This window comes from Halalkalibacter sp. HAAS-P013, assembly GCF_056619925.1.
Genome location: NZ_JBWQTU010000009.1, coordinates 116,914 through 132,170 on the forward strand (window position 1 = coordinate 116,914; position 15,257 = coordinate 132,170).

A 15,257-nucleotide genomic window follows, 5' to 3' on the forward strand; every position below is an offset into this window, starting at 1 on the left:
GATATCGAGGAGGTCTTTATCATGATTTACTTTGATTATAGTGCAACAACCCCCATGTCCTCTTATGCTCTAGAAACGTATAACCGCGTTGCGACTGATTTTTTTGCTAATAGCCGTAGTTTGCATGATCACGGGTTAGAAAGCGACGATATTCTTTCTTTAAGCCGTAAGACGATTGCCGATGCTCTACATGTAAATAGCAATGAAGTTTACTTTACTGGTTCTGGTTCAGAGGCGACATTTCTATCCTTAACAGGATTAGCTTTTTCTCATCAGCAGAAAGGAAAAACAATCATTACAACGGAAGGGGAACATCACTCGGTCCTGCAGGCAATGAACTATTTAAAGAATTTTGGATTTACTATTTTATTTGTCCCAGTTAATGAATTCGGACAAGTTACTATAGAACAACTAGCCTCCACTATTACTCAAGACACAATTTTAGTATCGATCGCCCATGCCAATAGTGAAATTGGGACCGTTCAAGATTTACAGGCTCTTGGTTCTTTTTTAGCTGATAATGATATACTTTTTCATAGTGACTGCGTTCAAACTTTTGGAAAACTTCCTATTCCTATTGACGTGTTGACAAGTATCAGCATTACCGCACATAAATGCTATGGACCAAAAGGAGTAGGTGCCGCTTATCTTAATAAAAAGGTTCCTTGGTCCCCATTTTTACACGGTACAACCCATGAAGATGGATTTAGAGCAGGGACAGTCAATGTTCCTGGTATAGCAGCATTTGCAGCGGCAGTGGAAGAGTATCTCCCCCTCGCTCAGTCAGATATGAAACGATTACTAGTATTAAGGGATAAAGTCGTCGATGAATTTAAAAACAATCGTCATATTTTTTTTGAAGGACATCCAAGCGAACGTCTTCCCTTTCACTTAAGCTTGCGAATTAGTGGAATTGAAGGTCAGCTAGCGATGCTCGAGTTCAGCCGAAAGGGTTTTGCCATTTCGACTGGTTCTGCGTGTAGAGTAGGAGAGAGCAATCCACCTCGAACATTAATAAGTTTAGGTCGGAAACACCATGAAGCTCATGAACTAATTCGAATCACCTTTGGCCGCTATACGACTGAAGATGAAGTTCTAAAATTTATTAAAGCATTTAAACAAATATTGTTAGAATTTAAGGGGCTTGATGCGAGTGAATGATGGAAAAAAAATATTAGGTGACAAAAGAAGAGAGTTAATTATTCAATGGTTGTCTAGCAGTGAGGAGCCACTCACGGGTGGAGAACTTGCAAAGCGTTCAAATGTAAGTAGACAAGTCATCGTCCAAGACATTTCAATTCTAAAAGCGAAAAAGCACCCAATTATTGCGACTGCTCAAGGATATATTTACGTTCAGCAAACTCCTTCACCAAAAGTGAATCGAATTATCGCTTGCAAGCATTCTCCATCTGAAACGAAGGAAGAATTATTTACTTTAGTTGATCATGGTGTAACAGTCCAGCAAGTTATTGTCGAGCATGCTATTTACGGTGAAATTACCGCTTCACTCATGCTCTCTACTCGCTTAGATGTAGAAGCATTTTGTAAAAAAATTGAGCAAACTCAATCCTCATTGTTATCTGAATTGACCGATGGGGTTCACCTTCATGTAATTGAAGGTGATAGCTCTAGTCAGCTTGATACAGCAATCCAGGCTCTTAATGAAAAAGGGTTTATTTTAAATGATTGACTCTTCAAACAACCGCCAAGTTTGGGCAGAAAAAAAAGGAAACCAGCCAAAAGCATGCTGGATCCTACGTCAAATACCCCTGCCAAGTTCGGAAGCCACTGAAAAAGGTACGGTTTTCACCTTTTTCAGTGGCTTTTAAACAATGAGCGGAACCGTTGCTTTGTCTTAAGCCTGTTATGAGTGGGGTTCTCATAGCAGGCGTGCAACGTGTGGAGCCATTGTTTCTTCCTCGAATTTACTAAAGGGACTTTTAAGTAAGATGGGAACCAGCCAAAAACATGCTGGTTCCTTCGTCAAATACCCCTGCCAAGTTCGGGCAGGGGGGAAAGCAGGGAACCAGCCAAAAACATGCTGGTTCCTTCGTCAAATACCCCTGCCAAGTTCGGGCAGGGGGAAAAGCAGGGAACCAGCCAAGAGCATGCTGGTTCCTTCGTCAAATACCCCTGCCAAGTTCGGGCAGGGGTATTTGACTTATACATTCGCTTTGTTTCTGGACATTGTGTAACATGGATAACTGCCAAGAATTTCGACGCCACACCCAAGGGCTTCGACTTCAGACACAACTCCTGGTATTAAAACATCGTCCATTGCGCCTTCAACATCGATAATAAAGAAATAATTCCCTAATCCAGTCTTCGTTGGTCTAGATTCAATTTTCTTCAGATTTAATTTTCTCCAAGCAAAAGCTGACAGCACTTGGTGAAGTGCTCCAGAATAATCTGAAGGCAACGTCACCATTAGTGTCGTTTTGTCTTCCGTATAATTCGCACCTTTATATGAAACATCAAGCGGCTCTTTACTTAATACGACAAAGCTTGTTCCATTGTTCTCAAAATCATGTATATTTGTATGCATCATCTTTAACCCATATTCTTGTGCAGCTGTCTCATTAGCAATTGCTGCAATTGCTAATTCTGGGTGGTTATTTACATACTCAGCTGCCGCTCCTGTCGAATTCATATATTCCCATTCAGCATTCGGATAATAATTTTGTAAAAATTCATGACATTGAGCAATCGCATGCGGATGCGAGACTACTTTTTCAATTTTACTCCCTTGATAATCAGGGTTTATTAATAAATGTTGCTCGATTGGGACTGTGATTCCTCCTATAATCGGCAGCCTTTGTTTATGAATTAAATAATCTAATGTCATATTAACAGAGCCTTCAATTGCGTTCTCAACAGGTACAACAGCAACCTGTACTTCTTCCGTAGCAACTGCATCCATACACGAAGGAATGGTTCGGAAAGGAAGGAAGTCCCCTTTTTCAAATAATCCTCTCGCCGCCATTTCTGTAAATGTTCCTTTTGGTCCTAAAAACCCGATCTTCATGTTGTCCAAACTCCTTCCTATGAACCAGTTCCTACTAGTTCCACCTTTTCTACTGCTTCTAATCCTACAAGCCACTCCATGAGCTCATCTAAATCTAGTTTCATTGGCGCTGTATCTATTGATAACGTCATATGAGCCCTCCCTTGCAAGGGAATTGTCTGGTTAATCGTTAATACATTTGCACCTGTCTCTGCGACTTTCCCTAGTAACTGCGAAAGTGAACCAGAGCGGTCGACTAATATAATCGAAAGAGTAATTATCTTTTCCTTCACTACTTTATGAAAAGGAAAGATTCCATCCTTATATTTATAAAAAGCACTACGGCTAAGCCCAACCTTATTAACAGCTTCATTAATTTTCTTCACTTTACCTAATTCAAGCAGCTCTTTAGCCGCTAACGTTTTTTCCATTGCTTCTGTTAGCATATCCTCACGTACAAGATAAAATGATTTTCTTGCTGTCATTTATCGTATTCACCTTCTTTCAACGAAGAGCTATGTATCATTATAAATTTGACGAAACTTTTTGACAATATAAATATGTCTTTTAACAGTGAAAAACTGTCTCCATAGAAGAGACAGTTTTTCTATATAGCATTAAATTAATCGATAAACTCAAACTCAAATTTCATGATCCTAACAAGATCTCCATCCTTAGCCCCTTTTTCACGAAGAGCATCATCAACGCCCATTCCTCTCATTTGTCTTGCGAAGCGCCTTACTGACTCATCACGAGAAAAATCAGTCATTTTAAACAATCGTTCAAGTTCTGCTCCAGATAATACAAATGTACCATCATCGTCTCTTGTAATCACAAAAGGAACTTCTGTTTTCTCATGACGATAGACAACGCGAGTAGACTCCTCTGTTTCTTCATACAAAGGAAACTCAGGGGTTTCTTCAATCTTATCTGCTACCGTTATTAAGAGATCACGCAATCCCTTTTTTGTCACTGCCGATACTGGAAACACAGGATATTCATCTTTAAGCTTTTCTTTAAAGACCTTTAAATTCTCTTCCGACTCAGGCATGTCCATTTTATTAGCTACAACTATTTGAGGTCGTTCAAGCAATCGCAAGTTATATTGCTTTAACTCATCATTAATCATCAAAAAGTCTTCATATGGGTCTCGCCCTTCTAGTGCTGACATATCGATTACATGAACAATGACTCTCGTTCTTTCTATATGCCGCAAAAATTGATGACCTAACCCGACCCCTTCATGTGCACCTTCAATTAATCCTGGTAAATCAGCCATAACAAAACTACGATTGTCTTCTGTCTCCACGACCCCTAAGTTCGGCGTAATCGTCGTAAAATGATAATCAGCTATTTTAGGCTTTGCTGCCGAGACTACTGAAAGCAATGTTGACTTCCCTACACTCGGAAAACCTACTAACCCTACATCTGCAAGAACCTTTAATTCAAGCACAACATCTCGTTCCTGACCGGGCTCCCCATTCTCAGCAATATCCGGTGCAGGATTGACTGGTGTAGCAAAACGAGTATTTCCCCGTCCACCTCTACCACCTTTAGCGATGACAGCTTTTTGTCCATGCTCTGTTAAATCTGCAATAATTTGACCAGTCGCATCATCAATAACGGTTGTTCCCGGTGGGACTTTGACAATCATATCGTCTGCGTTTTTTCCGTGCTGATTTTTTGGTCTTCCGTGCTCACCTCGTTGGGCTTTAAAATGACGCTTATAACGGAAATCCATTAACGTTCGTAATCCTTCTTCTACTTCAAAAACGACACTTGCACCTCGACCGCCATCTCCACCTGCTGGGCCACCGTCAGGTACATACTTCTCTCTACGGTAAGAGACTTGTCCATTCCCACCGTCTCCACCTTTTACATATACTTTTACCTTATCTACAAACATACCTTTCACCTCAACTTCTCATAAACCTAGCGACTAATACACATTCAGACTCGTCCATCTCAACTAGCTTTACGTTTGGCTCCCATTCATTTAGAAAATCGAGCCAATCTTCCTTTTTCATTTGTAATGACCCTTGAAAATCAAATGTTATTTTACATTCAATATTTGTGAAAAGAAATGTAAGTAACAGATTATTTTCTGATTCTGTTGAACATCCTTCTGTTAGCTTCTCCGTAATTTGCTCACATAATCGCAGCATACGAACTTCATCTTTTTCAAGTGAAAAGATGTCACCTGCAACATCTATTTCTAACTTCAGTTTACTGCTGAACCAATTATACGTTAAAAGAAAATACACAACACTAACTGCCTGTATTTCTGAAATTTTGCTCTCGCAAATCGATTGTTGTGTCACTTGATCAATAATTTCTTCAATGCGATCGTATCGTTTAAGTGCTAAATTCCCTTTTATTAACTGCATAACGTTCAACCAATCATGACGTGTTTGCCTAAGCGCCTTTAAGACATCTAATTGGTTATCCATTTCAGTCTCTCCCTTGTCCTCCATTAAAATAAGAATCGCTCTTTTCATTACATGGATTATCTTACCACAAAGTAAGGAATAGAAACCATGTTCTCTTTGTTCGTTCTAATTTTAAATATTGTACAATACTAATCCTCACTATCCAACTCGGAAATCTAAGAAAACATTGACAGATGACAAACTTCTACATATACTTAATAAAAGTTAAAACCCACTAAGTTACTATGAATTGTAAAGAAATTCCTTGAATAAGGAGGGATACCATGTCTGACGTTAAAATTGCTAGTGTAGGAAAGACATTTGAGAATAAAGAGGAACAAACTTCCTACACTGTTTTCGATAATATTGATCTACATGTAAAATCAGGTGAATTTGTATCATTACTTGGTCCATCTGGGTGCGGAAAATCAACATTATTAAATATCATTGCAGGATTAGACCAAGCAAGCACTGGTTCAGTATTAGTCGGCGAACGTAAAGTTACAGAACCTGGCGTCGACCGAGGGGTAGTCTTCCAAGAAGCAGCACTCATGCCATGGATGACTGTGCTAGATAATGTTATGTTTGGAATTAAAAAACGTTACAGTAAAAAAGAAGCAAAACAACGTGCAATTGAATACCTCAAACTTGTACACCTTAGTAAATTTGTTGAATCTTATCCACACGAATTATCTGGTGGAATGAAACAGCGGGTCTCGATTGCACGTGCTTTAGCAATGGATCCAGAAGTTCTATTAATGGATGAACCGTTCGGAGCTTTAGATGAGCAAACAAGATCCATGCTTCATAAAGAAGTACAATACATTTGGGAAAAAACCGGAAAAACAATTATTTTTGTTACCCATAACATTCGCGAATCTATCTTACTATCAGATCGAATTGTTTTGATGGGGGTAAGACCAGGTGGTATTATTAATGTTTTTGACGTTCCTCTTGCTCGTCCAAGAAAACCATCTGATGAAGCTTTTGCTTCTTTAGAAGAAAAAATTAGCAAACAGCTAGCAGGGGAAATCGAGAAAGTGATGAAGGAGGAAATGGGTGATGATTACCATAGTCAGAAGGCTACTCTTCTTTACAGCTCTCATCGCGATATGGGAGATAATATATAAACTTGATGCCTTTGGTACGAGAATGTTTCCGTCCCCCCTCCTCTCATTTGTAGAGCTTTATAAAGGCTTTTTCGAGACTGGGATCTTAACCGTTGCCTTAACAACAAGTTTAGGACGTATCGGCTTAGGTTTTGCCTTAGCTGTTATCATCGGCTCCATTCTTGGTATTATTTTAGCTACTTCTAAAATTGCTGATGAAACTCTTGGTTCACTTGTTGTTGCTTTGCAATCCGTACCAAGTATCGTCTGGCTGCCATTGGCCTTAGTTATGTTCCAAGGAGGAACAACAGCCATTCTATTTGTTATTGTTCTTGGGGGAACGTGGCCAATGACGATGAATGTCAGAATGGGGATAAAAAATGTACAGCCACTTTTAATTCGTGCCGCACGTACAATGGGCTACAAAGGCTATGAATTAATATGGAAAGTAATGATCCCAGCTTCTATTCCATCCGCTCTAACAGGGATTCGATTATCATGGGCATTTGGATGGCGTGCATTGATGGCAGCAGAACTTCTTGGTAGAGGTGGCCTTGGTCGTACTCTTCTTGATGCTCGCGATTTCTTTAATATGGAATTAGTTATTGCCATTATGATTATCATTGCTGTCATTGGTCTTATTGTAGAGTACTGTATTTTTAATCCGATTGAACGCAAAGTGCTTAGTCGTTGGGGATATGCAAAATAGATAAATAACACATTTATATAAAAGGGAGAGAATACGATGAAAAAATGGTTTAAAGCAACTAGTATCGCGTTAGTGCTTGGGGCATTAACTGCGTGTGGTGCAGGTAGTACGAGTGGTTCAGACTCAGAAAGTGATGTTCGTATTGGTTATTTTCCAAATCTTGACCATGCTGCTGCTATTATCGGAAAAGAAAAAGGATTTTTTGATGATGAATTAGGTGAAAGAGGTGCTGAGTATACCCACTTCCCAAATGGAAATGACTTTATCGAAGCACTTGAAACAGGGAATCTAGACGTTGGTTATGTTGGACCAGGGCCAGCTATTAACTACTTCCTTACAGGTGGAGATATCGTTGTTCTTGGAGCTGCTGCTAACGGAGCTACACTAATTGTTTCTCGTGAGGACTCTGGTATTGAAACACTTGAAGATTTTGGTGGCAAGTCTTTCTGTACTCCAGGAAATGGATGCACACACAATGTTCAACTTGAAATGATGTTAAAAGACATTGGACTAGAATCAAACCGTGTCGGCGGAACAGTTGAACATCAATCACGTATCGCACCAGCAAACATGGTTGCTATGTTTGAACAAGGACAAATTGATGCTGCAGCTGCACCTGAACCTTGGGGAACGTACCTTGTAGAAGAGCTTAATGCTAACGTCGTTACAGAATGGAATAATGTTTTCTTAGGAGAAGAATTAGCAAGTGTTGTTGTTGTTACATCTAAAAAGTTCTTAGAAGAAAATCCTGAAGCTGTTGATGCTGTATTACGTGGTCATAAGCAAGCCGTTGATTATACACAAGAGAATACAGAAGATACATTAACGACAATTAACGATCATCTTTTTGATTTAACACAAAACCGTCTACCTGAAACCGTTCTTGAAAAAGCTTGGACCCGTATGGCTGTTACAACAGAAACACACCCAGAAGCATTACAAGCTTGGGCTGATGCTTCTTATGAATTAAAGTTCATGGATAAAGATCCAGATCTTACTGGATTTGTTGATACATCTCGTCTAGATGCTATCTTAAATCAATAAAAATACGAACCGCTCAAATTCTGTTAGATTTGAGCGGTTTTTGTCTATTGTCAACTCTTTTATAAAATAGGCAAAAAATATTCACATTTCCAGTTTACAAATTACCAGAGATTGGATATAATTCCTTAATAAAGCAAATTTGAGAGCAAAGGAGGTTGAACACAATGATGACGAGATTAATTACACCAACATTAACTTCATATATCTTGCGTTCAAAACCTGCTAGCCTCAAACTAGATGTTTATTAGATTTCTATTAGGAAGCTAATTTTTAAAGCCGCAGGTAGGACGTAACCTGTGGCTTTTTTAGATACCTACCTAGCCACAGGAGCGTCTCCCTGTGGCTTTTTTGCTTATTCCGACTTCCAAATATAGGAATTGTCATTGCTTATCCTTGAAATAGAAAGGCGGTGATCAAATGACTTTTTCCTTTTTACTCTTCACAATCTCTATCAAAAGACGAAAGTATACTGGTGAGGAACTCGAACGTTTAGTGAGACAACAAAAGTTAGAAGAGTATCACAATCAACAGATTCACAAATTTATGCAATAAACTACTACAAAAATACGAATAAGGAGGTAATGGATATGATTTTTCTTAAAGGGATTGTTTTACAAGGCTGGTACGAACAGGTGAAAGGCCTCACCTAATGAATGAGATTAACTAATTACAGGAGGCATATTTGATAACTTTTCATTTAATATTTTTTACGATTACAATAAAGAAACGCCAATATACCGGGAAATAATTAGAACAAATAGTTAGACAACAAAACTACGAACAAGAACATCAAGAGCGTATTGCTCGCATCGAAAAATGGAAATAAAAAAGGATTGTCCTTAAAGGTCAATAATAGACCTTTAGGGACAATCCTCTATTCATCTTACCAACGTGTAGTTAGCATTTTCTTTCTCGTATAAAAGTTCACACCGTCTTTTCCATTTGCATGAAGATCTCCGTAGAAGGAATTTTTCCAACCTGAGAATGGGAAAAACGCCATCGGTGCTGGTACATTTACATTGACACCAAGCATTCCTACCTCAATATCTTCACGATACTGACGAACCGCTGCTCCACTATCGGTATACAATACAGATCCATTTCCAAAATCGGACTCATTTGTCACTTCAATCGCTTCCGTTAAATCTTTCACACGTACAATTGATAAAACAGGTGCAAAGATTTCTTTTTTCCAAATGTTCATATCTGTTGTAACATTGTCAAAAATCGTTGCTCCTAAGAAGAAACCGTCAAGATCCTTGCCATCTGCACGACCATCACGAACAAGCGTTGCCCCTTCTTGAATACCTTCTTCAATCGCCTCGTTAACCTTATCTAAATGAGACTGACGAATAACCGGTCCTAGATTAACAGCTTTTTCACACCCGTTTCCTAACACTAACTGATCCGCAGCCTCTTTTAATTTAGAGATAAGTTCATCAGCAATATCTTCTGTTACAACAACAACAGATGTAGCCATACAACGCTGACCCGCACTTCCGAACGCTCCTCCAATAATTCCTTGAACTGTCTTTTCCATATCACAATCAGCTAAAACGATTGAATGATTTTTCGCACCTGCTAACGCTTGAACTCTTTTCCCGTAATTAGCACCTGTTTTATAAACATATTCAGCTACTGGTTGAGAGCCTACAAACGAAATGGCTTTGACTTCTTTATGTTCAAGTAATCCGTTTACTACATCATGTGCTCCATGAACTAAGTTCAGCACACCTTTAGGTAAGCCAGCTTCTGTAAATAATTCAACCAAACGCTCAGCAAGTAACGGCGTGCGCTCAGACGGCTTTAACACGAACGTATTTCCACAAGCAATCGCTAATGGGAACATCCAACAAGGAACCATCATCGGAAAGTTAAATGGCGAAATTCCACCAATTACTCCGACTGGATAACGATACATACCAGACTCAATTCCAGTTGCAATATCTGGTAACATTTCCCCCATCATTAAACTAGGGACACCTGCTGCAAACTCTACACATTCAATTCCTCTTTGCACTTCCCCATACGCATCATCGTAACACTTGCCATTTTCTTTCGTTATTAAACTTGCAAGCTCTTCGTAATTTTCCATTAGAAGTTGTTGATATTTAAATAGAATACGAGCTCTCTTTGGAACGGGAGTCTTCTTCCATGTTTTAAAAGCTTCTTTCGCTGTTAATACAGCACGATCCACATCTTCCTTTGTAGAAAGCGGAACACGAGCAATCTCTTCACCCGTTGCAGGATTTGGAACAATTTCATATTCAGATGATGTAGAATCAATCCATTCACCATTAATATAATTTTTTAATACTGCTGTTGTTGTTACTGTCATTTTTAAAAACTCCTTTTTCTCATTTATTTAAATATAAAACAAAGAATATAATACAATCGCTAAAATTAGCGCAATTGTCGGAAGAATAACACTTACACAGAATATCGGTAAATAAGCTCTCTTATGTGTTTCACCACAGATGGCCCTAACCGTTGTTACCACATATCCGTTATGCGGCAAGGAATCTAGTCCACCAGATGCTAAGGCTGAAACCCGGTGCATAGAACCAGGATCTATCCCTTTTGCTAAATAAATCGGTGCCAATAAAGGAAGAGCAATCCCAAGACCACCTGAGGCTGAGCCGGTAAGTCCACATATAATCGTAACTCCAATAGCTAAGCCAAGCAGCGGAGGCCCTGAAATATTTACAAGAGCATTAATAAATGTATCAAAAGCAGATACTTGGGCTGCCACACTTCCAAAACCTACAACAGCACACGTATTGGCAATGGCTACAAGTGAGTTTTGTGTACCTACAGCTAATGACTGCCAATACTCTTGAACAAATTTATAGTTAAATCCCCAAACTGCTAAAATACCAAGTATTAACGCAACAAGAGCAGCGGTCTTTGGCGGCATGTAGAAAGAAAGAATATTCAGTACTGCAATTACAATAATAAGTGGTAAAATGGCGAAAAATGGATTTGGTAAGTTTTTCTTCTCCGTTGTAGCAGCTATCTCATCTTCAGCTTTGTCTGCAGAGTAGAACGGACTTGATTTTGGTAATTCAAACACCTCACCATTTGCTATTGCCTTCCTAACTAATAATCGTAGCCACAATCCACCAACTGCCGCAATGAAAACCCCTGTGAAAACTCCGACCCAGCCACCAGCTGTAGGTGTCGTACCAAAAAACTCGGTCGGAATTAAATTTTGAATTTCAGGCGACCCAGGTGATGTCATTGTAAAAGAAATTGAGCCAAAAACTAAGGCTGCAGGAATAAACCTATGTGGATAGTTTGCTAGTCTAAATAATGAAACAGCAATTGGGTAAACGGTAAATCCAACTACAAATAAACTCACACCACCATACGTCATAATGGCACAGGCACCTACAACTGCAAAAACCGCCCATTGAGGTCCCATTGTCCGACTTACCCAATCGGCAATGGATTCTGCTGATTTAGTATCTTGCATGACCTTTCCAAAAATAGCGCCTAATAGGAAGATCAAAAACCAATTAGCAAAATAACCTGTAAACCCATCCATATAGTAGCCAGCCATTGCTGTATTTAGGTTTAACCCTCCTGTTACAGCAAGTACAATTGAGCAAAGCAATGCTGCAACAATAATGTTAATCCCTCTCATAGTTAAAAAGATTAGAAGACCTAGTGCGATAAATAACCCAATCATGCTCAACATCTTTTTCTCCCCCTAAAAAGTGTCCATCATACCTTCTTCAATGAATGTTCGTAGACATAAGCTTGACGATATAAAGAAATAATCTCAGTTTCTGTAGGAACTTTAGGGTTATTAGCTGGACTTCCACTATCTAAAGCATCCTTTGCCATCTTTCCAAGAACACTTTCAAACTCCGCTTCATCTACACCCCACGTTTTTAAATTAGGAATATGTAAGCTTTGACACAACTCTAGAATATTTGTTACTACACGGTCAGCCATCGCTTCATCTGCAAGCCCTTTCACCTCTGGGTATAAAAAACGACCTATTTCCGCTAAACGTGTAACGCATGAATCTTTTGTATACTCTAAGACAACAGGTAATAACATCGCATTTGATATGCCATGAGGAACATGAAATAATGCACCAATTGGTCTTGACATCCCGTGCACAAGGCAAACCGAAGCGTTCGAGAATGCAATTCCAGCCTGCATCGAACCATATATCATCTTATCTCTCGCTTTTAAATCAGAACCATTATGATAAGCTGTTAATAAATTTTCTGTAATTAACTTGATTGCCGAAAGAGCCATGTGATCTGTAAATGGATGTGCTTTTCTTGAAATATACGCTTCCAACGCATGGGTTAGCGCATCAACTCCAGTTGCAGATGTTGTATTTTTAGGTGACGAAATCGTTAAGACAGGGTCAACTATGGCAATCTCAGGCATAAATGCAGGTTGTTTAATCATCATTTTTACGTCATTACTCGTATTCGTAATAACCGTTACATCCGTTGCCTCTGATCCGGTACCAGCCGTAGTAGGAATCGCTATAAGTGGCAACGGCTTAACCTTTGCTAACGCTTTCAAATTCATGTAATCACTAATTTCTCCACCGTTTGTTGCTAGTACTGCCACAGCTTTAGCCGTATCAATGCAACTCCCCCCACCTAACGCAATAATTACGTCGCATTGTTCTGCTCTTGTTAAAGAAAGTGCTTCGTATACATATTGATCTGTTGGTTCGCTAGCAACTTCTAAATAATCAACAAAAGCAACACCTGATTCTCTTAAATATTCATGACATTTTTCTAAATTTCCTAAGTCTCTCATCACATAATCACTAATAATCAATGCCTTTTTCCCAAGTTTCGCGGTCGCTTCTCCGATTTTTCCAACACTTCCTTGACCGTAGAAAATACTCTTTGGCAAGTGGACTGTTGCTACATTCATTTCTGATTCCTCCTTTTTGCTTTCAATTTCAGTAATGCAAAATACGTGCCAACTTTTCCATTGTTGAAAACATGCCATATTCAAAGAAAAGGAAAAGAAAATAGTGTAGCAAAAAAAGATACACCATTGTAGATGTGTATCTTTTTCGCTACACTATTTTAAATTATGTTGCTTCATTTTCTTATAAAGCGTTGTTCTATGAATCCCTAATCGCTTAGCCGCCTCTGACTTATTCCCACCTACTTCTTCTAACATCTGTTCAATCGTTAGTTTTTCTTTCTCCATTCGCTCTAATTTAAGCGGCTGTCCTACCATTGTCTTTTGCTGCTCTCTAATAGCAGCAGGTAAATGTATCGTTTTAATTATATTTCCATCGACTAATGTACTAAGTTGTTCAACTGTATTTATGAGTTGACGGATATTACCCGGCCAATCATATGACATTACTTTTTCCATAGCAGTTGGATCAACCTTTTTCACTTCTTCTTTATTTTCATGAGAAAATTGTTTTAAATAATAAGAAAATAATATTGGTATATCGGAACGGCGTCTCCTTAATGGAGGAATTTCTAATTCAATGACGTTAAGCCGGTAGTATAAATCCTCTCTAAAAGAACCTAGTTTTACTTTTTCATGTAAAGCTTGATGTGTTGCTGCAATGACTCTAACATTAATAGGAAGCTCTTGACTTCCTCCGACTTTCATCACTTTTCTCTCTTCTAACACACGAAGAATTTTAGTTTGCATATGCTTTGGCATATCACCGATTTCGTCTAAAAAAATCGTACCTCCATTAGCCAATTCAAACTTTCCTTGGCTTCCTCCCTTTTTGGCTCCTGTAAATGCACCCTCTACATACCCAAATAATTCTGATTCAAGAAGATTCTCTGGGATAGCTGCACAATTGATAGCCACAAAGGGGCCTTCTGACCTTCTGCTTGAACGATGAATGGCTTGAGCAAATACTTCTTTTCCTGTTCCCGTTTCGCCCGTGATTAAAACCGTTGCATTCGCTTTTGCCGCTTTCTTTGAGAGCCTTTTGCATGCATACATTTCTTCACTAACACCTAGGATTTTATCGAATGTGTTCAAAGAAGTTGACTCAATTTTTTTCTTCTCTTCACTTATCAGAGGAGAAGGAAAGCTTTCTTTAGATGTTTGAGTAGCATTTTCTAAAATGCGATACAACTCTGATACGCCTTCGAAGATTAACATCCCAATCGCACCGACTAGTTCATTGTTCTGCCAGATCGGAATGCGGTGGACGATCATTTTTTGACCTTGAATTAATTGAATTTCCCCTCTTTGAGGTATGCCTGTCTTGGCCGTTAGATGGAGCTCTGTATTATCAATAACTTCTGTTACATGTTTCCCTATAACATCTTCTGAAATAATCCCTAAGAAATTTCGATAGGCTTGATTCATTTTTACGACAAATCCATTTCGGTCGACGAGAGCCACTCCTTCATAAGCAATATCAAGAATGATATCAATGACATTCACATTATGCTGAATCGAACTTATTAAAAATTCCTGTGCCATGAACAACTCCTTCGTACTAATAGAGCCAACTAATTTATCGTTTTGATTCACGACCGGAATCACTTGTTCATTAAAAGGTATATGTAAAATCGATGTATCAGGAAAAATGGTAGGTGATGTTTCGAGCCATGTTACCTCCATTGTTTTATTAACAGATATCCCCTCTAAATAAAGACGATTCATCATTTGTTGGGTAATGATCCCTAATACTAAATGATCCTGATTAATCACAATTAAATCATTATTTTTATATTGCATTATTTCAAGTATGTCTTGTATAGAATGGTTGTCATATACAATAAAATGAGGAGGAACCATCCAATGTATTACTTGAAGCTCAGACTGTAGATCAGATTCATCGATTACACTTAATTGATCAGTAGAGTTATCCATCTACTTGCCTCCTACTCTTATATATTCAAATAGAAAAAGAGGGCTTCCGATTCACAATTCCCTAAAAGGTCATAAAAACAACAAAAGGAATTAGAAGAAGCCACCCTCTTTTT

At 38.7% G+C, this 15,257-nt stretch carries 15 protein-coding genes; 7 read left to right on the plus strand and 8 right to left on the minus strand.

Features of this window, described 5'->3' with window-relative positions; all coding sequences use genetic code 11:
* Positions 1-21 precede the first annotated feature (21 nt).
* Together AC1FXP_RS13695 and AC1FXP_RS13700 are read left to right on the plus strand one after the other, a co-directional pair.
* Positions 22-1,161, plus strand: a complete 1,140-nt coding sequence (locus AC1FXP_RS13695) for a cysteine desulfurase family protein (RefSeq protein WP_480062272.1) — start codon at positions 22-24, stop codon at positions 1,159-1,161.
* Complete coding sequence (locus AC1FXP_RS13700) at positions 1,148-1,690, plus strand: 3H domain-containing protein (RefSeq protein ID WP_480062274.1); 543 nt, start codon at positions 1,148-1,150, stop codon at positions 1,688-1,690. The genes AC1FXP_RS13695 and AC1FXP_RS13700 overlap by 14 nt, the downstream gene beginning before the upstream one ends.
* A gap of 471 nt (positions 1,691-2,161) precedes the next feature.
* Here AC1FXP_RS13700 and pheA read toward each other — a convergent pair whose 3' ends face one another.
* The 4 genes from pheA to AC1FXP_RS13720 all read right to left on the minus strand — a co-directional run bounded on the left by pheA (position 2,162) and on the right by AC1FXP_RS13720 (position 5,454).
* On the minus strand, positions 2,162-3,025 hold the full coding sequence (gene pheA, locus AC1FXP_RS13705; RefSeq protein WP_480062276.1) for a prephenate dehydratase: 864 nt from the start codon (positions 3,023-3,025) through the stop codon (positions 2,162-2,164).
* 17 nt (positions 3,026-3,042) lie between these two features.
* A complete protein-coding gene (locus AC1FXP_RS13710; protein ID WP_480062278.1) occupies positions 3,043-3,489 on the minus strand; it encodes an ACT domain-containing protein in 447 nt (148 codons plus the stop codon).
* Between the two features lie 137 nt (positions 3,490-3,626).
* On the minus strand, positions 3,627-4,910 hold the full coding sequence (gene obgE, locus AC1FXP_RS13715) for a GTPase ObgE (RefSeq protein ID WP_480062280.1): 1,284 nt from the start codon (positions 4,908-4,910) through the stop codon (positions 3,627-3,629).
* A 10-nt stretch (positions 4,911-4,920) separates the two neighbouring features.
* Positions 4,921-5,454, minus strand: coding sequence for a Spo0B C-terminal domain-containing protein (locus AC1FXP_RS13720; protein WP_480062282.1), 534 nt, complete (start codon positions 5,452-5,454; stop codon positions 4,921-4,923).
* 263 nt (positions 5,455-5,717) lie between these two features.
* Here AC1FXP_RS13720 and AC1FXP_RS13725 point away from each other — a divergent pair, with 263 nt between their 5' ends.
* From AC1FXP_RS13725 to AC1FXP_RS13745, 5 genes are all read left to right on the plus strand, one after another.
* Positions 5,718-6,563 carry an ABC transporter ATP-binding protein gene (locus AC1FXP_RS13725; protein WP_480062284.1) on the plus strand — a complete coding sequence of 282 codons (846 nt, stop codon included), beginning with the start codon at positions 5,718-5,720 and terminating at the stop codon, positions 6,561-6,563.
* Positions 6,496-7,251: an ABC transporter permease gene (locus AC1FXP_RS13730; RefSeq protein ID WP_480062285.1), complete on the plus strand. Its 756-nt coding sequence runs from the start codon at positions 6,496-6,498 to the stop codon at positions 7,249-7,251. Before AC1FXP_RS13725 ends, AC1FXP_RS13730 begins: the two co-directional genes overlap by 68 nt.
* Before the next feature lie 36 nt (positions 7,252-7,287).
* Complete coding sequence (locus tag AC1FXP_RS13735; protein WP_480062286.1) at positions 7,288-8,295, plus strand: aliphatic sulfonate ABC transporter substrate-binding protein; 1,008 nt, start codon at positions 7,288-7,290, stop codon at positions 8,293-8,295.
* Between the two features lie 417 nt (positions 8,296-8,712).
* Positions 8,713-8,847 carry a YrzI family small protein gene (locus AC1FXP_RS13740; RefSeq protein WP_480062288.1) on the plus strand — a complete coding sequence of 45 codons (135 nt, stop codon included), beginning with the start codon at positions 8,713-8,715 and terminating at the stop codon, positions 8,845-8,847.
* Between the two features lie 130 nt (positions 8,848-8,977).
* Complete coding sequence (locus AC1FXP_RS13745) at positions 8,978-9,043, plus strand: YrzI family small protein (RefSeq protein ID WP_480062460.1); 66 nt, start codon at positions 8,978-8,980, stop codon at positions 9,041-9,043.
* A gap of 135 nt (positions 9,044-9,178) precedes the next feature.
* Here the strand turns inward: AC1FXP_RS13745 and AC1FXP_RS13750 are convergent, their stop codons facing one another.
* The 4 genes from AC1FXP_RS13750 to AC1FXP_RS13765 form a co-directional block, all read right to left on the minus strand.
* Positions 9,179-10,633, minus strand: a complete 1,455-nt coding sequence (locus tag AC1FXP_RS13750) for a CoA-acylating methylmalonate-semialdehyde dehydrogenase (protein ID WP_480062290.1) — start codon at positions 10,631-10,633, stop codon at positions 9,179-9,181.
* 27 nt (positions 10,634-10,660) lie between these two features.
* A complete protein-coding gene (locus AC1FXP_RS13755) occupies positions 10,661-11,995 on the minus strand; it encodes a GntP family permease (RefSeq protein WP_480062292.1) in 1,335 nt (444 codons plus the stop codon).
* A 26-nt stretch (positions 11,996-12,021) separates the two neighbouring features.
* A complete protein-coding gene (locus AC1FXP_RS13760; RefSeq protein ID WP_480062294.1) occupies positions 12,022-13,209 on the minus strand; it encodes an iron-containing alcohol dehydrogenase in 1,188 nt (395 codons plus the stop codon).
* Between the two features lie 153 nt (positions 13,210-13,362).
* Complete coding sequence (locus AC1FXP_RS13765) at positions 13,363-15,144, minus strand: sigma 54-interacting transcriptional regulator (RefSeq protein ID WP_480062296.1); 1,782 nt, start codon at positions 15,142-15,144, stop codon at positions 13,363-13,365.
* Positions 15,145-15,257 lie beyond the last annotated feature (113 nt).